This window comes from Agrobacterium sp. CNPSo 2736, assembly GCF_004005385.1.
In the GTDB taxonomy this organism is placed as follows: Bacteria; Pseudomonadota; Alphaproteobacteria; order Rhizobiales; family Rhizobiaceae; genus Agrobacterium; species Agrobacterium leguminum.
In genome coordinates, this window is the sequence record NZ_RZTX01000010.1 from 31,120 (window position 1) to 52,341 (window position 21,222).

Below are 21,222 nucleotides of genomic sequence, written 5' to 3' on the forward strand. Positions count from 1 at the left end.
CGATCATCGAATTACGCGGCATCTGTCGCTTCTGCGGATGCCTGGCGTCTCTCGCGCAACATCTGGAAGATCCGTTCGGGCGTGACCGGGAGTGTCTCCACCGACACACCGAGATGAGCCAGTGCGTCGGACACAGCATTTGCGATTGCCGCCGGCGCGCCGATCGTGCCGCCTTCTCCCATGCCGCGGAATCCACCGACATTATTGGGCAGATCGGCCTCGATATGGACGATGCCGATTTCAGGCACGCTGCTCGCCACCGGGACCAGGTAATCGGCGAGGCTGGCCGCCACCGCCTGTCCCTGATCGTCATGGACGATCTCTTCGAGCAGAGCTGCGCCTATACCCTGCGCCACCGCGCCATGAACCTGTCCGTCCACAATCATCGGGTTGATGATCTTGCCGCAATCCTCCGCCACCACATAGCGGAGGATCTTCACACCGTAGGTCTCTGAATCTACCTCTACCATGGCAAGATGCGTCGACGAGCAGGCAGTTCCGAGATAGGGGTCATAGGTCTCCGATGCCGCCAGGTCCTCGCGCTGGTCGCGTGGAATGCGTCCCATCTGGGTATAGACGGCGGAGGCGACCTCTTTCAACGTCATCGACAAATTGGAGTTTCGGCTGCTGATGATGCCATCGTGAATGTCTAGCTCCTCGACGCTTTGCTCCATCAGATAGGCTGCGGCGCGCAGCACCTTGGCCTTGACGACGCGGGCGGCAAGCGTGGCCGCGCCACCGCCGAGCACGGCCGAGCGACTGGCATAGGTGCCGCTGGCCATTGGGACAAGAGCGCTGTCACCGTGCTTGACCTCAATGTCCTCCAACTTGCAGCCGAGTTCGTCGACGATGACTTGCGCCAGCGTCGTTTCCAGCCCCTGGCCATGGGACGAAATACCGAAGGCGGCGGTGATTGCGCCGGTCGCGTCGATCTCGATCTTGGAAGTCTCGGTCCCGGTATTGATCGGCATGCCCGGAGCGACCGAAATCCGCGATCCGATGCCGGTGAGTTCCGCATAGCTCGCAAGCCCGATGCCGACCCAGCGGCCGGTCTTTCTTGCCTCGTCACGCTCGCGAACCAGCAATGGATAATCGACATGCCTGCAGGCGCCTTCGAGACACTCCTGAAAGGCCGACTTGTCCCAGATGATACCGGAGGCAGTGCGATAGGGAAATTCGTCATCCCTCACAAGGTTCTTTCGCCGAAATTCGACCGAGTCCATGCCGAGCTTGCGCGCCGCCATCTCGATCAGGCGTTCCATGGCGAACGTTGAAGAGGGGCGGCCGACGCCGCGATAGGGGCCGGTGGGGGGCTTCGGGGTGAGCACGCCGCGAATACGGCCGCGGTAATGCTCCATCCGGTAAGGGCCGGGCAGGAAGCTGACGACCTGCACCGTTTCGAGCGCTGCCGTCCACGGATAGATCGAGTAGGCGCCGACATCGCCGATGACATCGGCACGCAGGCCGATCAGCATGCCGTCCTTTGTAACCGCCAATTCCGCCTCAATCAGTTCGTCGAACGCCTGGCTGGTGGCGGAAAGATCTTCGAGGCGGTCGCTGATGTATTTGACGGGCCGTTTCAGCTTCCGCGCCAGTGCGCAGACGAGAATTTCCTCTCCGTAAAGAGAACCCTTGCCGCCGAAGCTGCCGCCCACATCTGGCGCGACGACGCGCATCCGGGTTCCGGGAAGATCGAGACAGCCGGAGAGCACATCACGGATAACGCCAGGTATATTGGACGAGGTGTAGAGCGTGAGCGATTGTTTTCGGCTGTCCCATTCGGCGAGATAGGACCGGTTTTCCATGGCGACCGCGGTCTTGCGGGTCATCCGGAACCGGCCCCTGACGGTCACCGCCGCTTCCTTGAAGGCTTCGTCGACATCGCCGCGTTTGAATTCGCGGCGGATGATCGTATTCGTGCCGGCCTCTTCATGCAGGAGTGGCGCGTCGTCCTTGACCGCATCGACCTGCCGGATCGCGAAGGGGAGGGGTTCGTATTCGATAGTAATGTGTTCCAGCGCGTCCTCGGCGGCATAACGGCTTTCCGCCACTATAGCGACGACCGGTTCGCCGACGTAGCGGACCTTGCCCCGTGCCAGCGGCCAGATCGGCGTGGCGTAATAGCCCGGCATGCGTGAGGTCGGAATGGCGGGCTTTATCTCTCCCTCGAGATCGCTTGCATCATAGATCGCGATGACGCCCGGGACCGAGAAGGCGTCGCCGATATCGATGTTGAGGATTTTCGCATGAGGTTGGTCGGAACGGCGCAGCGCGACATGAAGAATACCGGGAAGCACCATGTCGTCGACATATTGCCCAACTCCGGTGAGAAGCCGAGGATCCTCCGTGCGCTTGACGCGCTTGCCAACCAGCTTGGGACGAAGCTCGACGGAATGGTCAGAGTGTTTCATTCATAGAACTCCCGGCCTTTTCTCAGGCTCTGCCACTGGACGTCGTCATGGCCTGAGATGATCGTGTCGCCGCTGTCGCGCAAGGCCTTGAGCCGCGCGAGCGAGGCAGCCGCCAGATCCATGTTCCAAGTGTTCTTCGGCGCGATGCCGGTGTCTATATTGGCCTGGAGGGGGGCGGCATCCGACGCGAGAATGAAGTTGCCGTCCTTTTCCAGTTCTATGCGCGCCACGCTCATGCCGGTTGTATGCCCAGGCATGGGCATGACGACGATACGGCCGTCGCCGAACACGTCATGGTCTGTATCAAACGTCTGGAAGCCTTGGGGCTGATCCCATTCCCTGGGCAGGTAGCCGAGGTTTTCGGCACCCTCGGCCCTGGCTGCCGCCGCCTCAGCTTCGTGGCACAGAATGGTCGCCTTGCGGAAATAGGAATTGCATCCGCAATGGTCGGGATGAAGATGGGAGCAAATGACGACGTCGATGTCGTCGGGCTGCAGGCCGATGGCTTCGAGCTGGCGGACGACGGTCTGCTCCGGTGAAAAGACTGGCGTCATGACCTTGCTCAGGCCGCCCCAACGTGCCTGGGCATCGATCGCCGCATCCGGATTGCATCCGCTGTCGAAGAGCACATTGCCCCGGGTATGGCGCATCAGAGTGGCGTGGACGGGCAGTTCGATGGTTTCTTCCTTTGCAGCTCCGGCTACAAAGATCGAGCGGCGCATCCGCAGCCGGCCGCCTTCGAGAAAATGCATCTTCATGTCAGGGGTCCTCTTTCACGTGCGAGCTCGCGGACGGCATTGACGATGTGCTCATAGCCCGTGCAGCGACAGATATTTCCGGAGAGCGCTTCCCGGATCTCCTCGTCGCTTTCCAGCGGGTGATGGCGGAGAAGATCGGTGATCGCCATGATGAAGCCCGGCGTGCAGAAGCCGCATTGCAGGCCATGATGCTGGCGAAACGCCTCCTGAACCCGACCGAGCCGGTCGATGCTGCCCTGCCCCTCAATGGTCTCGATCACCATGCCCTCGGCCTGCACTGCGAGCGTGAGGCAAGAGCGGGCGCTACGCCCGTCGAGGAGGACGGTGCACGCGCCGCAGACACCGTGCTCGCAGCCGACATGGGTTCCTGTCAGGCCGAGCTCATGGCGCAGGAGATCGCTGAGGAGCATGCGGGGTTCGACTGCGCGCGTGTAGGATAGGCCGTTGACGTTGAAAGTGATCTGCTTTTCAGCCATGGCGTCGTATCTCCCTCCCATTGGCGCGGTTCCAAGCTGTGCGTAATGCCCGCTTCGCCAATACGCCGGAAAGATGCCTGCGATAATCCGCTGACGCGTGGATATCGGAATTGGGGGTCAGGATGTTTGCCAATCTCTCTGCCACCGTATCGAGAACGGGTTCCGACAGGTTGGTGCCCTCGACGATCTCTTCGATTTCCGGCAGGCGCAGCGGGGTTTCACCGACGCCCATCATGCCAACGCGAACGCCGGTTGCTGCACCGTTTTCGACGCAAAAGGTTGTTGCGAAGCAGGCAAGCGCAAAGTCGCCGTGGCGGCGGGCAAATTCCTCGAAACCCCAGCCGGCGTCCTCTGGCATGGCGTCGATTTCCACCGCGGTGACGAGTTCGTCCTCGTCAAGCGCATTTACGAGCGAACCGGCAAAGAAGTCGGCGGCAGGGATGCGGCGCTCGCCACGCTCGGAAAAGGCGATGATCGTACCGTCGAGAAAGCGGGTCATCATCGGCATTTCTGCTGCGGGGTCCGCATGGGCGACGCTGCCGCAAAACGTGCCACGGTTGCGCACAGTCATGTGTGCGACGTGATGCATAGCGTCGTGAACGACCGGCAGGTGCCGGGCGACGAGCGCATCGGTGGCTGTCATGCGATGACGGACGGTCGCCCCGATCTTCAGCCGGCTGCCGTCGAACTCTATCTTATCCAAACCAGCGATACGGTTAATATCGATAAGGATGGAGGGCTTCACCAGTCTGAAGTTGATCATCGGCATCAGGCTCTGCCCGCCGGCGATGATCTTGCCGTCACCGGCCGATGCGGCGAGCATTGATGCCGCTTCTTCGACCGTTGCCGGTGCGCTGTAGTCGAACTGTGCGGGCTTCATGGTTTTGCCCGTGCCGCCGGTGCGGCCGTCGCACTGACTGAAGATCGTGCCATAACTGCTCCTCCGACATCATTTCCCATCGATGATGCCTATACCAAATTTGACTTGCATTATTAGACTTAAAGGGAGAATGTCAAGCAGGCAGATCGAGCGGAGCGGAGCGTTTCCGTTCTAATGACACGTGAGGAGGATTATCCATGGAAATGTCTGGCCAACAATTGATCCCGGCGACTAAGGAAGAAGTCTGGGCCGCGCTCAACGATCCTGACGTGCTCAAGGTCTGTATTCCCGGCTGTCAGGAGCTGACGAAATCTTCGGATACAGAGATGGCGGCCGTCGCGGTCATGAAGGTCGGGCCGGTCAAGGCGCGGTTCCAGGGGGCGGTAACACTGTCGGATCTGGATCCTCCGAATGGCTACAAGATCACCGGCGAAGGGCAGGGTGGCGTGGCAGGCTTTGCCAAGGGGATTGCTGTCGTCAAACTTTCTGCGACGGGTGGCGGGACCGTGCTCGACTATACGGTGGACGCGCAGATCGGCGGCAAGCTTTCACAACTCGGTGGCCGGTTGATCGACGTGACCGCGAAACAAATGGCCGGCCAGTTCTTCAAGCGATTTGCCGGGGAAATTCAGGCGCGCCAGAACCCGCAGGAAGCAGCCGGGGCGGTTCAGCCGGCGGGGGCGGGGCCCGCGCCGGTACAAGCAAGGGCCGTTTCGTCGCGGCGGGAGGCGTCGACAATGGCAGTGGCCCAGCCTTCCGCGAAGGCCGGGGTGGCTGCTGGTTCCAGCGTCTCTTGGCCGGTGCTTGCGCTCGTGGTCTTTGCTTCCGTCCTTGTCGCCCTGTGGGCGGTCTATGGTGGGCTGTTGCCGAGCCTTGCACCGGCGGATGCGCCCGCTCGCATCTCGCCCGACCTTGCCAGCATCGCGCAACTGATCATGGCGGCTGCCATCGGCTACCTGTTCGGGCGAATCTCGAACTAGGCTTTCCCATTCCAGCAAAAAGGCCGGAGCGAGGGCTCCGGCCTTTTTATTTTAACTTGCACAGAAAGACTCCCTAGTTGTTCTTGCGTCGATCAAGGAGAAGTTTCAGTTCGCCGAACACCCCCCGTCTAAACATCATCACGCAGACCACGAAGAACAGGCCGATAATGAACGTGATCGGCAGCCCACTGGTCGACAGAAAATGTTCGAGCCCGACGACGATGGTCGCGCCGACGATTGGGCCGATCAGTGTTCCCATGCCCCCAAGAAGGGTCATCAGAATGACTTCCCCAGACATGTGCCATGTAACGTCGACCAACGAGGCGAGCTGGAAGGAGATCGCCTTGAGCGACCCGGCGAAGCCCGAGAGTGCTGCTGAGAGCGTGAATGCGATCAGCTTGTAACGTTCCGGCTTCAGGCCGAGTGAGGTGACGCGCGTTTCGTTCTCGCGAATGGCGGACAGCGTATGCCCGAAAGGGGAGTTAACCGCGCGCCAGATGATGAAGAGGCCGATGACCGTGCCGCCGAGCACGGTGTAGTACATTGCAGTGATATTCCTGAGGTCGATCATGCCGAAAAGGTAGCCGCGGGGCACGGCCTGGATGCCGTCCTCACCGCCCGTGAAGGGCATCTGGACCGCCATGAAATAGACCATCTGAGCAAGTGCCAGCGTAATCATGGCGAAGTAGATGCCGTGACGGCGGATGGCGAGCGCTCCAAAGGCCAGCCCCAGCAAGGTCGCAAACAGCGTCCCTGCCAATACCGACAGTTCGAATGGCCACTGCCACACCTTCGCGGCCTGGGCCGCGATATAGGCGCCGCCGCCGAAGAAGGCGGCGTGTCCGAAGGACAGCAGACCCGCGTAGCCGAGCACAAGGTTGAAGGCCGCGGCGAACAGCACAAAGCAAAGGATCTTGATCAGGAAGAGCGGATAGACTGCCAGCGGCGCGATCAGCATGATCGCCACAACGGCGAGCAGCAGGATGCGTCCGATCAATTGGCTATGACCGGAGGTGGCAGCCGCGTTGGAAAGGGTTGCGCTTTTCATGTCATGCCTCCCGGCTGAACAGGCCGGCTGGCCGGATGAGGATCACGAGCACCATCACGACGAAGACCGCAATCGAGGAGGCTGCCGGATAGAATGTCTTGGTGAGGCCTTCGATGACACCAAGACCGAGCGCGGTGACGATCGCACCGCCGATCGACCCCATTCCGCCGATGACGACGACCGCGAAGACGGTGATGATGATGCTCGAGCCCATGCCGGGACTGACCTGATAGAGAGGTGCTGCAAGCGCGCCGGCAAAGCCAGCGAGCCCGACGCAGAATGCATAAGTCAGCGTCAGCATGAGCGGCACGTTGATGCCGAAAGCCTGAACCAGGGAGGGGTTTTCGGTCGCTGCCCGCAGATACGCGCCCAGCTTGGTCTTCTCGATCGCCATCCAGGTGAGCAGGCAGATAATGAGTGAGATCACGATCACCCACGCGCGGTACATGGGCAGAAACATGAAGCCGAGATTGATGCCGCCCGTCAGCGCCGCGGGAACCGGATAGGGCTTTCCTGCTGCGCCAAAGACGTGTCGGAACAGCCCTTCCAGCATCAGTGCAATGCCGAATGTCAAGAGGAGACTATAGAGATGGTCCATGCGATAAAGCCGTTTCAGAAACAGCTTTTCAACCACAGCGCCGGCGAACCCGACCAGTACGGGGGCCGCGAGGAGCGTTCCCCAATACCCAAGACCAAGTGTCGACAGCAGGTACCAGGCGACGAAGCCGCCCAACATGTAAAAAGCGCCATGCGCGAAATTGATGACGCTAAGCATGCCGAAGATGATCGCCAGCCCGAGGCTGAGGAGCGCATAGAATGAGCCGTTGATTAGTCCGAGCAGCAATTGGCCGAGGAGAACGGGTATCGGCACCCCGAGAAAATCTGTCATCTGATTTTGACCTGTTGAAGCGTACGCATGGCAATCATACCCCCAGATACCGGTTCAGCCGGTCCATGTTGGCGTCGAGCGCATCATTGGAAATCTCGTCAACGACCTTTCCCTGGTCGAGGACGAAGTGCCGGTCGGCGACGGAGGCTGCAAAGCGCAGGTTCTGTTCGACGAGAATGATGGTCATGCCGCGATCCTTGAGGATGCGGAGCGCCGCTCCGATCTCCTCAACGATGACGGGTGCGATGCCTTCGGTCGGCTCGTCGAGCAGGATGAAATCGGCGCCGGTGCGCAGGATACGGCCAATCGCCAACATCTGCTGTTCGCCGCCGGAAAGCCGCGTGCCGGGCGTGGTGTCGCGGCCCTTAAGGTTGGGGAAGAGGCTGTAGATTTCCTCGACGCTCATTCCGCCCGATTGCCAGGCGGGTGGAAACATCAGATTTTCAAGGACGTTCAGCGTCGAGAAGATGCCGCGCTCCTCCGGAACATAGCCGATGCCGAGCCGGGCGACCCTGTGCGCCGGCGTTCGCAAGAGATCGACGCCTTTATAGGTGCTGCTGCCGGCCCGTTTGCTGACGACGCCGATCAAGCTGCGCAGGGTGGTGGTCTTGCCGGCGCCGTTGCGGCCGATCAGGGTGACGACCTCGCCCTTCCTGACGTTGAATTCCACGCCGTGAAGGACGTGGCTTTCGCCATACCAGGCCTGAAGATTGGTGACGTCTAGAAGTGTTTCAGACATGGGCTCCTCCCATATAGGCCTTGCGAACCTCGCTGTTCGTGGAGACGTCGGCATAGGCGCCCTCGGCAATGACCTCCCCGCGGCGCAGCACTGTGATCGTGTCGGAAAGATCGGCGACGACGCCAAGATTGTGCTCGACCATCAGCACAGTGCGACCCGTGCCGACGCGGCGGATCAGTGCTGCCGTCCTGCCGATGTCTTCTGTGCCCATCCCGGCCATAGGCTCGTCGAGCAAAAGCACGTCCGGCTCGAGCGCCAGTGTGGTCGCCAGTTCCAGCGCACGCTTGCGTCCGTACGAAAGCTCGCTGGCTTTTGTTTGCGCCTTTTCCGCAAGGCCGACGCTTTCAAGGAGCGCCATCGCCTCCTCGTCGAAGCGTTTCAGACACTGGTTGGACTTCCAGAATGAAAAGGTTTCTCGCTCGCGGGCCTGCAGCGCCACTCGCACGTTTTCCTGTGCGCTCAGGTGCGGGAAGACCGACGAGATCTGAAACGATCGCACGAGGCCGAGCCGCGCGATGTCGGCCGGCGCCATTTGCGTGATGTCGCGACCCTTGAAGAAAATCTGGCCGGAACTCGGTGAAAGAAACTTGGTCAGCAGATTGAACAGCGTGCTCTTCCCGGCGCCGTTAGGGCCGATCAGGGCGTGGATCGTTCCGGGTCGAATCTGGATGTCGACATTGTTGACGGCGATGAAGCCGCCAAACGAGCGCGTCAAGTTGCGCGCCTCGATGATGGGTACGTTCTCCGGCACGAGTCCTCCCTACCGGCTCGATTTTCTCCTCCGGTGGCGTCGGGTGATGATCGCCACGTGCCTCTCCTCACAAAAGGCAGTTTTAGAAAAACACACAAAGTCTAATAATGCAAGCTTGCATGACGGTAAAAACTCTGCTTATCTTATTTAGGCATCTTGGTGCAGCGCATTATAACGTTGGCTCACAATCGGCCATAAGTATGATAGCGCAAGTTTAACGTCGGCGCTTGAGGAGGAGTTTCGGTGCCGCATCTGGGAGGATGAATTGATGAAGCATCTGCGAATTTTGCTGTCGTGTACGGCCGCTTTCACCGCTATGGGGATGAGTGCCCAAGCCCAGGATTCGGGGCCGATCCGGATCGGCGTCCTGACCGATGTCAGCGGTCAGTTCTCGCATGAGGCAGGCGAGGGGGCGATCGCTGCGGTGAAGATGGCCGTTGAGGATTTCGGCGGCAAGGTCCTCGACCGTCCGCTGGAAGTGGTCGTAGCAGACCACCAGAACAAGCCGGAGGTCGCCGTCTCCACCGCCCGCGAGTGGTACGAGTCGCAAGGCGTGACGATGATCAACAACCTGATCAATTCCGGAATCGCGCTGGCTGTCACACAGGTTGCCAAGGACGAGGACAAGATCGCGATCGTCAACGGCTCCGGTTCGTCACGTTTAACGAACGACGGCTGCACGCCAAACAGCATCCATTACTCGTACGATACCTATGCGCTGGCAAATGGCACGGCTAACGAACTGATCCGGGAAGGCAAGAAGAACTGGTACTTCCTGACTGCCGACTATGCCTTCGGCCATGCGCTGGAAGCGGATGCGAGCCAGATTGTCAAAACGAACGGGGGCACTGTTTCCGGTGCTGTCCGCTACCCCATCGAGACCTCCGACCATAGCGCCTTCATGCTGCAGGCGCAGGCGTCGCCCGCCGATGTCGTTGCGATGGCAGGGTCCGGAACGACTTTTGTCAACGCGGTCAAATCCGCCGCCGAGTTCGGTCTCGCGTCCTCGGGCAAAACCGTTGCCGGCCTGCTCGTCTGGGATACTGACGTCCATTCGCTGGGACTTGATACCGCGCAGGGCATGATCCTGACCAACGCCTTCTACTGGGATCGCGACGAAGAGACCCGGGCATTCGCCAAAAAGTTCGAGGCGCGGGTAGGGCGTCCGCCGCATATGGGCGACGCGGGCGACTACTCCTCGACGATGCATTACTTGCAGGCTGTGAAGGCCGCCGGCACGACTGACACGAAGCAGGTCATGGCGAAGATGAAGGAAACACCCGTCAATGACTTCTTCGCCAAGGACGGCAAAATCCGCGAGGACGGTCGCATGGTGCATGACATGTATGTCTACCAGGTCAAGACGCCCGCTGAATCGAAGGGCGAATGGGACCTTCTGAAGCTTGTCACCACCATTCCAGGCGACCAGGCCTTCCGTCCTCTCTCCGAAAGCCAGTGCCCGCTGGTTAAGAAGTGATCCAGAGAAGCGCCCGGCTCTCCCGCGCCGGGCGCACCCTAAACGCTGAACGCGGTCGCGGTCGGCAGGAAGAGACGAGCAGGCATGACTGACATTAAGGTCGAGAAAACGGATGGTGTCGCCATCGTTACACTGAACAGGCCCAACCAGCGCAATGCCGTGACCTATGCGATGTGGTGCGAGCTTGCCGAGCGGTTCCGCGCATTCGACAAGGATGCGGATGTCCGCGCCATTCTGCTGACCGGGGCGGGCGCGGACTTCTCCGCCGGCGCCGACATCAGCGAGTTCGATGCGGTAAGGGACGGCGCTGAGGAAAGTACGCGTTACGAAGTCGCCGTCGACGCTGCGGGCGATGCCATTTACGACGTTTCGAAACCCACTATCGCGGTGTTGCGTGGATATTGCCTCGGTGGTGCAGCACATTTGGCCATGTCTTGCGATTTCCGGATTGCGGAAGAAAGCGCTGTGTTCGGCATTCCGGCGGCCCGGTTGTCGATCATCTATGGCGTCTCTGCGACACGCAAGCTGTTCTCGCTCGTTGGTGTCACGGAGGCGAAGCGAATTCTCTATTCGGCTAACCGTTTTACCGCCGCTCAGGCGCTTGGCAACGGCTTCATCGACGAGCTGGCGGATGATGCCACGGCGGCAGCCTCGGAGCGCGCCAATGCGATGGTCGCGAATGCGCCCCTGACGATCAAGGGCGCGAAGTTCATCCTCAATGGCTGTGCCCGGGGTGATCTCGACCGCACCGAAGCTGAAGGGCTGATCGACCAGGCGAGTTCCAGCGAGGACTACGCCGAAGGACGCAAAGCCTTCGCCGAAAAGCGGTCGCCACGATTTATGGGCCGCTGACGGCCAGGTTTCAACCAACCCCTCAATCCGCTGCACAGGCAGCATCCCACCCCAAGGAGACATTCAATGGAGACCAATCTCAAGGGCAAGGTAGCGCTCGTCACGGGCGGCGGCCGCGATGTCGGCGGCGATATCGCGCGTGCTCTTGCGGCCGAAGGCGCCATCGTTGCGGTAAACTACGCCCGGTCGAAAGACGAGGCCCAAGCGGTCGTGCAATTAATCGAGGCAGGCGGCGGCAAGGCGAAGGCGTATCAGGCCGATATCAGCGATAATGCTCAGGTCAAGACGATGGTCGCCGCGATCAAGTCGGACTTCGGAACGGTTGACATTCTCGTCAACAATGCCGGCTACGTCAAATACCAGCGCTTTGTGGATTCGACGCCGGACGAATGGAAAAAGCAGATCGATGTGTGCCTCTATGGCGCGATCAATTGCTGCCACGAGGTGGCACCTTTGATGATCGCCCAGAACTCGGGCAGGATCATCAATCTCGTCGGTGATAGCTCCCGCATCGGCGAAGCCAACCTTGCTCTGGCGGCGGCAGCGCGTGGCGGCACGATCGCGCTCGGCAAGTCGCTCGCTCGTGAATTCGGCCGCAACAACATTACCGTCAACACGGTCTCGCTCGGTCTTATCGAGACCTCCCACTCCGATCCGGAATTCCTCGAGAAGAACCGGGAGAAGATCGTCAAGGCCTATCCGCTGCGCCGCATCGGCAAGCCGGATGACGTGGCGCCCATGGTAACGTTCCTTGCCGCTGGCGCATCGTCTTGGGTGACGGGTCAGGTGATCAGTGTCAACGGCGGCTTTTGCATGGTCTAACCGGAGGATTGGGAGGAGCCAACATGATACACTTTGATCTGATCGCGCCCGTCGGAGAGATCCTTCGACGGAATGCCCGCCTGTACCCGGAAAAGATCGCCTTCGAAGATCGGAGACGGGCGGTTACCTATCCTGAACTCAACAAGGAGACGGAGGCTCTTGCCTCGCAGATTGTTGCATCGGAATTCCAGAAGGGGGAGGCCGTCGCGATCTTGCTGCCGAACTCGGTCAACTGGGTGGTCGCCTGCCTTGCCGTCGTGCGCGCCGGCGGTATCTCAGTCCCGGTCAGCATTGAATCCACCGAAGCCGAGCTTGCCTATCGCATCACTGATGCCGGATGCACGGTGATCGTTAGCCTCGCCGAAAAGCGATCGATGGTCGACGCGGTGCTGTCGCGCCTCGATCGCCCTGTCACGTTGGTTGAGGCTGATCCCGCCTCAGGATTTGAAACAGTGACGCAGATGCGACCAGCCGGTTTCGAAGACGATGCGGATGTCGATCGTGCCGCCTACATTGTCTATACGTCGGGAACGACCGGCCAGCCGAAGGGCGTACTTCTTTCGACACGGTCGATGCTCTGGGTTACCGCCGCCTGCTGGGCGCCGATTGCGGGCATGAACGAGAACGATGTTGTCCTCAATACGCTGCCCCTATACCATTCCTACGCGCTGAACATCGCAGTGCTGTCGATCATCGCGACCGGCGCCAGCGAATACATCATGGAGAAATTCTCCACGACGCAGGCGACAGAACTCCTCCGGACAGGCCGCTTCACGTTCATGCCCGGCGTTCCGACCGTCTTCCACTATTTTCTCTCCGCCTGCCAGGCGAGCGGCGAGAAGCTGCTGTCATCGGTGCGGCTCTGCGTGTCGGCCGGCGCCATCCTGCCTGGTACGCTGAACAACGACTTTGAGCAGTTTTTCGGCGTTTCCCTGCTCGACGGTTACGGGATTACCGAGACGTCGACCATGGTGACCATGAATTGGCCCGGCCGTTGGCGTCTGCCCGGTTCCTGCGGTCTGCCTGTTCCGGGGCTGGCGGTCCGGCTTGTCGATCCGAAGACCGGCCTCGACGTTCCGGCCGGTGTGGAAGGCGAATTGATCTGCAAGGGGCCGAACCTGATGCAGGGTTATCACAACAAGCCCCAGGAGACGCAGAAGGCGATTGTCGATGGCTGGTACCGCACTGGCGATCTCGCCAGGTCCGATCCCAACGGCTTCCTGACGATCACCGGCCGCCTGAAGGAACTGATTATTCGCGGCGGACAGAATATAGCACCGGCCGAGGTCGAGGAAACGATCTTGCTCGACCACGCGGTGTTGGATTGCGCCGTCATCGGCATGCCGCACACGATGCTGGGCGAGGTTCCGGTCGCCTGCATCGTTCTCAGGGACGCCGATGCCTTCGACCAGGCGGCGCTTCTCAGTCACTGCAAGGAGCGGCTGTCCGCCTACAAGGTACCCGACCGCATCTATGTCGTCCAGGAGATACCCCGGACGGGATCGGGCAAGATATTGCGCGTGAAGCTGCGCGAGAGCCTGCCCGTCGCCTGAAGGACATGACTAAGGAGAATTGCAATGAACCCGTTCATCTTCAACACGACCGCGCAGATCGTTTTCCGGCCAGGCGCTGCAGCTGAGATCGGCGATATCGTCAAGGCGAAGCTCGGACAGCGCATCCTCTTCGTGACCGATCCGGGGTTGCGGAAACTCGGACTGTGCGATCCGGCGCTCGCCTCGCTTGCCACCTCGGGGATCGAGGCAACCGTATTCGACAGCGTCGAGGCCGATCCGTCGCTTGCCACCGTGATGGCGGCGGTGGGTGCGGCCAAGACGGCAGGCGCGACCGGGATCATAGGCTTCGGTGGCGGGTCGTCTCTCGATGTCGCCAAGGTCGTGGCACTACTGTGCGGCTCTGGTGAAGATATCGACGGAGCGTGGGGCGTCGGCAATGCCAAGGGCCCCCGCTTGCCGCTGGTGCTCGTGCCGACTACCGCCGGAACCGGGTCGGAAGTCACTTCCGTCTCGATCATCACCGTCGGCGGCGACGAGAAGCGCGGCGTGTCGTCGCCGATTATCCTGCCCGATATCGCCATTCTTGACGCGGGCCTGACCGTCGGCCTTCCCGCCCATATCACCGCGGCCACCGGCATCGACGCCATGGTGCACGCGATCGAAGCCTATGCGTCGAAAAGCGCGAACAACAACCCACTTTCGAAGATATTGGCGAAGCAGGCACTCCAGCTTCTGGGTGCAAACATCGAGAAAGCTGTTTTCGACGGGAAGGACCTCAACGCCCGCGGCGCCATGCTTCTCGGATCGATGCTGGCTGGCCAGGCCTTTGCCAACTCTCCGGTTGCTGCCGTCCACGCGCTGGCCTACCCGATCGGCGGTACGTTCCATATCCCGCATGGCCTGTCCAACGCCCTCGTTTTGCCCCATGTCCTGCGGTTTAATGCCCCGGACGCGGCTTCCGTGTACGCTGAAATCGCGGCGGATGCGTTTCCGGAGCTTGCCGCGGAGCAGGGGGCACAGGGACGCTGCGCCGCTTTCATCAAGAAGCTTGCCGGTCTTTCCTTGAAGCTTGGATTGCAGTCACGTCTGCGTGATGTCGGCATCGGTGAAGAGCATCTGGGAGGCATGGCGAGCGACGCGATGAAGCAGACGCGCCTCCTCGTGAACAATCCGCGTGAAGTGAACGAAGCGGACGCGCTATCGATCTACAGGGCGGCCTGGTAATGGCGGAACGTGCAACCCCATCGAGCCGCGCTGTCTACAAGGTTTTCCGGAAGATCGGTCTGCGGTGGTCAGACAACGACACCTACGGTCATATGAACAACGTCGTGCATTACAGTCTGTTCGATACGGCGGTGAACGCCTACCTGATCGAGCATGATGTGCTCGACATCAAGGGCGGTGCAGAAGTGTTTCTGGTGGTTGAAACGGGCTGCCGCTACCATGCCGAAATGTCCTTCCCGGATCGCGTGACGGCGGGCATCCGTGTTGCGAAGCTTGGCAGTTCCTCTGTGCGTTACGAGATCGGACTGTTCCGCAATGACGAGGACGTGGCGGCTGCCGAAGGCTTCTTCATTCACGTAAACGTTGATCGGCTATCGCGTCGGCCCATTCCCTTTGGCGCCAAGGCAAGACGGCTGCTGGAGCCGCTTGTCATTCAACCTGATTAAAAAAGACAAGGAAACACCCATGGCAGTTCTCACTCTCAAGGATCGGTCGCTCCTGCGCGACAAGTGCTTCATCGGCGGCGAATGGCGTGATGCGGACGATAACCGGGTGATTGACGTCACCAACCCTGCCAACGGCTCCGTCGTTGCGACGGTCCCGCGGATGGGTGCCAGTGAAACGCGCCGGGCGATTGAAAGCGCCCAGGAGGCGCAGGCGGGATGGAAGGCGCTTTCTGGAAAGCAGCGTGCGGCCATCCTGCGGAAATGGTTTGATCTCCTGATCGATAACCAGGACGATCTGGCCGCCATCATGACGGCGGAACAGGGCAAGCCGCTTGCCGAAGCAAAAGGCGAGATCGCCTACGCAGCGTCGTATATCGAATGGTTCGGCGAAGAGGCGAAGCGGGTCTATGGCGACACCATTCCTGCGCCCACGTCCGACAAACGGATCGTCGTCATCAAGCAACCGATCGGCGTGTGCGCCGCAATCACGCCGTGGAATTTCCCGGCCGCTATGATCACCCGAAAGGTAGGGCCGGCGCTCGCCGCGGGCTGCACCACGGTCATAAAACCAGCCAGCCAGACACCGCTGTCAGCGCTGGCTCTTTGTGTGTTGGCCGAGCGCGCCGGCGTGCCGAAGGGCGTGCTCTCCTGCGTGACAGGGTCGGCGAGCGAGATCGGCGAGGAACTGACATCCAACCCGATCGTGCGCAAGCTCAGCTTCACCGGCTCGACGGAAATTGGCAAGGTCCTGATGGCGCAATGCGCGCAGACAGTGAAGCGGACGTCGATGGAGCTTGGTGGCAACGCGCCGTTCATCGTCTTTGACGATGCCGATGTCGAGGCGGCGGTCAAAGGCGCGATCGCCTCAAAATACAGGAATGCCGGACAGACCTGCGTTTGCGCCAACCGTTTCCTTGTCCAGTCCGGGATCCACGACGCTTTCGTGAAGCGGCTGGCCGAAGTCGTCTCCGTTCTCAAGGTCGGGAACGGTTTTGATGATGGCGTCCAGATCGGTCCTCTGATCGACGACAAGGCGGTCGCGAAAGTCGAGGAGCTGGTATCGGACGCCATCAGCCGCGGCGGACGCATTCTGACAGGAGGTCACCGGCACGCCCTCGGCCACAGCTTTTACGAGCCGACCGTCGTTGCCGACGCGTCTCCCGATGCTCAGATCTTCGCTGAAGAGATATTCGGGCCTGTTGCGCCAGTCTTCCGCTTCGACACAGAGGACGAAGCCATCCGGCTCGCCAACAACACGCAGTTTGGGCTGGCGGCCTATTTTTACGGCCACGACATCGCGCGTGTCTGGCGTGTTGCCGAGGCGCTCGAATACGGCATCGTCGGCATCAACGAGGGTCTTATCTCGACCGAGGTCGCTCCCTTCGGCGGCGTAAAGGAAAGCGGCAATGGTCGCGAGGGATCGAAGTACGGCATGGATGATTACCTCGAGATCAAATATATGTGCATGGGGGTTTCGCGATGATCAATCTGGTCCTCATTGGCCCACCCGGAGCGGGGAAAGGAACGCAGGCCGAGCGTCTCGTGCGGGAATATGGGCTCATTCATATCTCTACTGGCGACCTGCTGCGCGAGGCGATCAGGGCAGAGACGTTGCTCGGCCGCGAGGCCAGGGCGGCTGTCGACAGCGGGGCACTCGTCCCGGATGAAGTTGTAATCGGCCTCGTTGAGGAACGTTTGTCCGATAAAAGACCGGACCAGGGCTTTATCCTGGACGGTTTTCCGAGAACGGTCGGGCAGGCCGAGGCGCTCGAGCGTCTACTCTATAGTTTGAACAGCCCGCTCGATCACGTCATCATATTCGATATCCCGATCGGCTTTCTCGAGGAGCGAATTGCGAAGAGAGCCGAACAGTCGCGGGCCACCGGGACCTCAACGCGGACTGATGATAATGTGAACGTGTTGAAAAAAAGGGTCGAAGAATTTGCTCGCGCAACAGCGGCGCTGACGCCGTTCTATGATCATCGCCAGTTGCTTCGTCGTATTGACGCTGCAGCCGGCATTGACGAGGTCGCCGCTGAAATCAGCAGTTTATTGAGACGGTGATCGAAGTCAGGTCCAGAACTTCTGACCTGTGTTAACGGGAGGTCACGAATGAGCCTGCATGATTTTGGTGAGGACGAAGTGGTTTTGCCGACGGTTGCGCTCGCGACGGACGAACCGGTCGAAATCCTCCGTTACGCGTACGACTCTTTTCGTGCGGGCATTCCCGTTGCCTTGGTAACTCTGGTTGAGGTTCGTGGCGGCGCGGCGCGCGCGATCGGAGCGCAGATGGCAGTGCGGGGAGACGGCCGCTACTGCGGCTTCGTTTCCGGCGGCTGTACCGAGGCGGCGGTGGCAGCGGAAGCTATCCAGGCTTTGCGTAAGGGGCATGATCGTTTTTTGCGGCTTGGAGAAGGTTCGCCTTTCTTCGATATCGTGCTCCCATGCGGGGGAGGGATCACCCTTTCAATTCACATCCTCAAGAAGGCAGACCCGTTGGGCGAGGTGCTATCAAATCTGGCCTCCCGGCGCCCCGCCACGCTTCGGTACACGCCCGGATCGGAATCAATGGAGTTCGGCGAAGAGGGTAGTCGGAGCCAAGCTGGGTGGTTCGACGGAACGTTTACTACACATTATCAACCGCGCATTCGTGTTCTGCTGTGTGGCCGATCCGTCGAGTTGACGATCACCGCCGCGGTGGCGAGGGCGGCTGGTTACGAAGTCGACCAGATCGATCTGGCCGTTGATAGCAGCGCGTTCGCTTCGAGGATTGACCAGTTTTCCGCTGTCGCGCTGTTATTCCACGACCTCGACCGGGAATTGCCATTACTTCAGGCCGCGTTGCGCTCAAACCCGTTCTACATCGGGGCTCTCGGGAGCAGACGAACCCACGAGAAACGGATCGCTTTGCTTCGCGAGCATGGCTTTGAAGATACGGATATTGCGAGGATCAAGGCGCCGATCGGCATTTTCGACAAAGCAAGGGATGCTTCGTCTATAGCGCTTTCCGTTGTCGCCGATATCGCTGCGGCCAGGTCTTGCGGTCAACAGGCGCCCGATTTCGGATAGCATTCGTTGCCCGGCCCCGGCCATGCATGGTTTGAGTATGTGTTCGAAATAACGTGCGTCATTGAATAGGTTTCGGGTTGGTCGCCGTCGCGACCACCTGACAGAGCTATAAAGTTACGCGTTCAGTGTTCCACCTGCTGCGCGTACTGCTTCAGGTGTATCTACGTCCAGGAGCGCCGCTTGGCCGATTTCTACATAAACGACCGGAAGGCCGGACGCTTCGATAACTTGTCGAGCTCCCACGTCGCCCTCCAACTGCTCCACGGCTTCGAATAACGTTTTTGGGAGTATTACGGGATTTCCCTGCTTACCGTCCCCCATTGCGCGAACCACAACGTCACCATCGGTGGAGCGGAAGGCAGCAATAAGTTGATCCAGATTGCCGCTTGTCAATCCCGGCATATCGGCGAGCATAACCAGGATGGCGTCCGCTCCTTGAGCTCTGCAGTGGGAGACCCCGGTAGCAAGCGAGGTTGCCATTCCCGACTCGTATAGCGGGTTTTCTACACACTCAACCTCAAGGCCGCCGAGGGCCGCTTCAATCTCAAGTCGGCGATGGCCTGTTATCACGACCACGGTGTCGGTGGTCGAACCGAGCGCGACTTGGGCGGAACGTCGTACGAGAGCAATACCGTCGAATTCTGCGAGTAACTTGGATGCCCCGATCATTCCCATCCGATTGGATCGTCCTGCCGCGAGCAAGACAACGAATATGAGGGGAGAGAAGGAACGTCCGTTGGGCGGCTGACTATGATCGCCTACGTCGGGCATTGGGCCTTCCTACTGAAACCCATCCGTGCATCCCAATGGCGCCAAGGGCATCGGTTTGACACAACGGGCTACGTTGGTAACTCGCCAAAATCACTTAAGTACCAAACAATTGCCGCAGTTCTAGGCCGCTGTCAAATCGTTGCGGGACTGGAAAACATTGGTTTCTGCTGCCCTGATGGAAAAAAGGGTTGGCGCGTCTGCCGAAAAACTTGCGACCGGCGCACCGGAGACCATATCGAATGAGGCGAGGCAGAATTTCGAGATCATGAAGCGCCTGCTCCAGAGTATCAAGGGCGATATTCGCAAGCGCCCTCCGGCTCGCTCCAGCGGTAAAAAAAGCATCGAAAGGGAGCATCCAAACATGAGAACTGATGGAGTTGTCTGAGAGCAGCTTTCCAGGCTTCGCCGAAGCCATGCTCCGGTTCTACACAGCCTACAAGGAGGAGCAGTTCGCCCTTACCGATCAGCGGCAGGTCGCGATCGGCCGAGGGAGTGACGAGGGGTCAGATCTCGTTGCGGACGTGCGGCGGTTTCTGGCCGCAAGGCGAAACTGTTTCCCTGGCCTCGACGCGGCCCCCGAAAAGCTGGCAGGCGCGGTGGACACCTTAGGCGGTCTTCCGAGTTATTTCATGCAGCGGCACACGCTTCGTGTCCGACGAATTCCAGTGGAGATCATGTCAGGCTCGACCGGCACCGGCGCGAAGTACTGCTCGACGATTGCCTGGACACGGCAAGCCAGAATTTCCAGCTCGCGCAGCAACTCGCCTACGTCGAATTCGATGAGGAGATTCGCAAACTAGTTCAGGAGGGCAGTTTCGCAACGGAAAGCGCGCGACGTTTGGCCCGCCGGGCGCTTGCTGGTTATTTCGCCGCGGGGGTGGTCATGCCCTACAAGCCTTTTGCCAAAGCGGTCGAGGCGCGCCGCTACGACGTTGAGGCGATCGCCCGTTAATTCGGAACCAGTTTCGAACAGACTGCTCATCGGCTGACAACGCTGCAAAAGCCCGGCCAGGACGCATCCCGTTCTTCTTTATCCGGGTAGTTGCTGCAGGCAATGTTTCCAAACGTCTCGACAGCGCCAATTTCCCGTTTGCCCGGCACGGCGGCGGATGCCCGGTGTGAAGCTTGCACCAGGTCTTTTCAACGCCGAGAACAGTAGTGAAGCAGTGGCTCTAGCTGCCAGACGGCCAGCAGTTTTTCTCAATCGCTAGAACGGTCAGCTCTGGAGGAGGACCTTTGTGCTCCCGAAGGTAGATCGGGCCGTGGCATTGGTTTGTGAAGTAAAGCATGCCGAGCGCCCCGTCTATTATCGTCAGCCCGTCACGCCGACACCAATTGGAATTACCTGTCGCCTCTGTCAGCGCGATGATTGCAGACACCGATCGGAGCCGCCGATCGGCCGACGGATTCTGCCGGATTACTATCGTCGCACGGATGCGCCATTCGGGTTTTCCCACTAGCCGTGCTGCGACGGCTTTGGCTTGGTCAGGTCGGTCTGGTGTTGACCACCATTCTACCACAGCTGTTCCATAATTGAATTTCTGATTTCCGCGAATAGATTGATTCTAAATCATAAATCCTTATACTAGACTGGACGTCCTAGCGAGTCACTCTCGGTGGAACGTCATATTCCGTGGCGCTTCGGCTCCGAGCGCATGCTTCATTCGCATAACCGGAAGTTCCCACATCGACATGACGCCAAGGTCGCGCGCCAACTTCTACAAAGAATTTGGCCTATTGACACAATAGTAGTTTGACAGATTGTCTGATAATCTGTTTAATTCCTATCGCGGCCTGTTCCACGTGGGGAAGATCGCCAGACTTTCAAAACGCGCGTTGCATTTATCTGGTTGAGCGCGCGCTGGGCCATCCGAATGTCATACGCACCAGCGAGCCGCGTGTATAAGCGCAGAACTGTCCCGAAGGTGCCGTTCCTCAGGGACGCCCATGGGCGCCTCGATGGAAGTTCCAACTGTGGCGCTGCAAGACCAAGCCGACGCGGGCGCCAAAAACCGGGGTGACGCCGGACGTCGAAAAAGCCGATGGGTTCCGTCGATCATCTTTTCACGTCTTCGTGGCTGCCTGGGGTAGGGGAGGGGTGAGACAACGTGATTT

General features: G+C 59.9%; 23 protein-coding genes. 14 read left to right on the top strand and 9 right to left on the bottom strand.

The window, feature by feature from the left end:
- Positions 1-11 precede the first annotated feature (11 nt).
- Genes EM858_RS16860 through EM858_RS16875 form a run of 4 tightly spaced genes read right to left on the bottom strand, consistent with a single transcriptional unit; the run spans position 12 to position 4,525 of the window.
- Positions 12-2,411, bottom strand: coding sequence for a xanthine dehydrogenase family protein molybdopterin-binding subunit (locus EM858_RS16860; protein WP_127757338.1), 2,400 nt, complete (start codon positions 2,409-2,411; stop codon positions 12-14).
- The gene (locus tag EM858_RS16865) at positions 2,408-3,169 is read right to left on the bottom strand and encodes an N-acyl homoserine lactonase family protein (protein ID WP_127757339.1); all 762 of its coding nucleotides are present in this window, start codon (positions 3,167-3,169) and stop codon (positions 2,408-2,410) included. The genes EM858_RS16860 and EM858_RS16865 overlap by 4 nt, the downstream gene beginning before the upstream one ends.
- Entirely contained in the window at positions 3,166-3,645 is a 480-nt protein-coding gene (locus EM858_RS16870) for a (2Fe-2S)-binding protein (protein WP_127757340.1), read from the bottom strand. The genes EM858_RS16865 and EM858_RS16870 overlap by 4 nt, the downstream gene beginning before the upstream one ends.
- Positions 3,638-4,525 carry a xanthine dehydrogenase family protein subunit M gene (locus EM858_RS16875; RefSeq protein WP_127757341.1) on the bottom strand — a complete coding sequence of 296 codons (888 nt, stop codon included), beginning with the start codon at positions 4,523-4,525 and terminating at the stop codon, positions 3,638-3,640. The genes EM858_RS16870 and EM858_RS16875 overlap by 8 nt, the downstream gene beginning before the upstream one ends.
- Before the next feature lie 197 nt (positions 4,526-4,722).
- Here EM858_RS16875 and EM858_RS27690 point away from each other — a divergent pair, with 197 nt between their 5' ends.
- Entirely contained in the window at positions 4,723-5,505 is a 783-nt protein-coding gene (locus EM858_RS27690) for a carbon monoxide dehydrogenase subunit G (RefSeq protein ID WP_127757342.1), read from the top strand.
- Between the two features lie 73 nt (positions 5,506-5,578).
- On the opposite strand, the gene EM858_RS16885 is transcribed toward EM858_RS27690, so the two are convergent.
- Genes EM858_RS16885 through EM858_RS16900 form a run of 4 tightly spaced genes read right to left on the bottom strand, consistent with a single transcriptional unit; the run spans position 5,579 to position 8,932 of the window.
- Positions 5,579-6,553, bottom strand: coding sequence for a branched-chain amino acid ABC transporter permease (locus EM858_RS16885; protein ID WP_127757343.1), 975 nt, complete (start codon positions 6,551-6,553; stop codon positions 5,579-5,581).
- Position 6,554: 1 nt separating this feature from the next.
- Positions 6,555-7,442 carry a branched-chain amino acid ABC transporter permease gene (locus tag EM858_RS16890; protein WP_127757344.1) on the bottom strand — a complete coding sequence of 296 codons (888 nt, stop codon included), beginning with the start codon at positions 7,440-7,442 and terminating at the stop codon, positions 6,555-6,557.
- Positions 7,443-7,476: 34 nt separating this feature from the next.
- Complete coding sequence (locus tag EM858_RS16895) at positions 7,477-8,181, bottom strand: ABC transporter ATP-binding protein (RefSeq protein WP_164865461.1); 705 nt, start codon at positions 8,179-8,181, stop codon at positions 7,477-7,479.
- Positions 8,174-8,932, bottom strand: a complete 759-nt coding sequence (locus EM858_RS16900) for an ABC transporter ATP-binding protein (RefSeq protein WP_127757346.1) — start codon at positions 8,930-8,932, stop codon at positions 8,174-8,176. The genes EM858_RS16895 and EM858_RS16900 overlap by 8 nt, the downstream gene beginning before the upstream one ends.
- Positions 8,933-9,200: 268 nt before the next feature.
- Between EM858_RS16900 and EM858_RS16905 the strand changes: the two genes are divergently transcribed.
- The 9 genes from EM858_RS16905 to EM858_RS16945 all read left to right on the top strand — a co-directional run bounded on the left by EM858_RS16905 (position 9,201) and on the right by EM858_RS16945 (position 18,336).
- A complete protein-coding gene (locus EM858_RS16905; RefSeq protein ID WP_127757455.1) occupies positions 9,201-10,409 on the top strand; it encodes an ABC transporter substrate-binding protein in 1,209 nt (402 codons plus the stop codon).
- 84 nt (positions 10,410-10,493) lie between these two features.
- Positions 10,494-11,261, top strand: coding sequence for an enoyl-CoA hydratase-related protein (locus EM858_RS16910; protein WP_127757347.1), 768 nt, complete (start codon positions 10,494-10,496; stop codon positions 11,259-11,261).
- 66 nt (positions 11,262-11,327) lie between these two features.
- Entirely contained in the window at positions 11,328-12,083 is a 756-nt protein-coding gene (locus EM858_RS16915; protein ID WP_127757348.1) for an SDR family oxidoreductase, read from the top strand.
- Between the two features lie 23 nt (positions 12,084-12,106).
- On the top strand, positions 12,107-13,636 hold the full coding sequence (locus tag EM858_RS16920; RefSeq protein ID WP_127757349.1) for a class I adenylate-forming enzyme family protein: 1,530 nt from the start codon (positions 12,107-12,109) through the stop codon (positions 13,634-13,636).
- A 24-nt stretch (positions 13,637-13,660) separates the two neighbouring features.
- A complete protein-coding gene (locus EM858_RS16925) occupies positions 13,661-14,821 on the top strand; it encodes an iron-containing alcohol dehydrogenase (protein ID WP_127757350.1) in 1,161 nt (386 codons plus the stop codon).
- On the top strand, positions 14,821-15,267 hold the full coding sequence (locus EM858_RS16930) for a thioesterase family protein (RefSeq protein ID WP_127757351.1): 447 nt from the start codon (positions 14,821-14,823) through the stop codon (positions 15,265-15,267). Before EM858_RS16925 ends, EM858_RS16930 begins: the two co-directional genes overlap by 1 nt.
- Positions 15,268-15,286: 19 nt before the next feature.
- The gene (locus tag EM858_RS16935) at positions 15,287-16,750 is read left to right on the top strand and encodes an NAD-dependent succinate-semialdehyde dehydrogenase (protein ID WP_127757456.1); all 1,464 of its coding nucleotides are present in this window, start codon (positions 15,287-15,289) and stop codon (positions 16,748-16,750) included.
- Positions 16,747-17,331: an adenylate kinase gene (locus EM858_RS16940; protein WP_127757352.1), complete on the top strand. Its 585-nt coding sequence runs from the start codon at positions 16,747-16,749 to the stop codon at positions 17,329-17,331. Before EM858_RS16935 ends, EM858_RS16940 begins: the two co-directional genes overlap by 4 nt.
- Before the next feature lie 48 nt (positions 17,332-17,379).
- Positions 17,380-18,336 carry an XdhC family protein gene (locus EM858_RS16945; protein WP_127757353.1) on the top strand — a complete coding sequence of 319 codons (957 nt, stop codon included), beginning with the start codon at positions 17,380-17,382 and terminating at the stop codon, positions 18,334-18,336.
- Positions 18,337-18,450: 114 nt separating this feature from the next.
- Here the strand turns inward: EM858_RS16945 and EM858_RS16950 are convergent, their stop codons facing one another.
- Positions 18,451-19,107: a nucleotidyltransferase family protein gene (locus tag EM858_RS16950; protein ID WP_127757354.1), complete on the bottom strand. Its 657-nt coding sequence runs from the start codon at positions 19,105-19,107 to the stop codon at positions 18,451-18,453.
- Between the two features lie 371 nt (positions 19,108-19,478).
- Between EM858_RS16950 and EM858_RS27410 the strand changes: the two genes are divergently transcribed.
- From EM858_RS27410 to EM858_RS27640, 4 genes are all read left to right on the top strand, one after another.
- A complete protein-coding gene (locus EM858_RS27410) occupies positions 19,479-19,907 on the top strand; it encodes a hypothetical protein (RefSeq protein ID WP_245483004.1) in 429 nt (142 codons plus the stop codon).
- Entirely contained in the window at positions 19,814-20,059 is a 246-nt protein-coding gene (locus EM858_RS27415) for an ImmA/IrrE family metallo-endopeptidase (protein WP_245483019.1), read from the top strand. The genes EM858_RS27410 and EM858_RS27415 overlap by 94 nt, the downstream gene beginning before the upstream one ends.
- Before the next feature lie 80 nt (positions 20,060-20,139).
- Positions 20,140-20,229 (top strand): short-chain fatty acyl-CoA regulator family protein, encoded by a 90-nt coding sequence (locus EM858_RS27635; protein ID WP_280960150.1) that lies wholly within the window; start codon positions 20,140-20,142, stop codon positions 20,227-20,229.
- A gap of 116 nt (positions 20,230-20,345) precedes the next feature.
- Positions 20,346-20,567 (top strand): short-chain fatty acyl-CoA regulator family protein, encoded by a 222-nt coding sequence (locus EM858_RS27640; RefSeq protein WP_280960147.1) that lies wholly within the window; start codon positions 20,346-20,348, stop codon positions 20,565-20,567.
- Positions 20,568-21,222 lie beyond the last annotated feature (655 nt).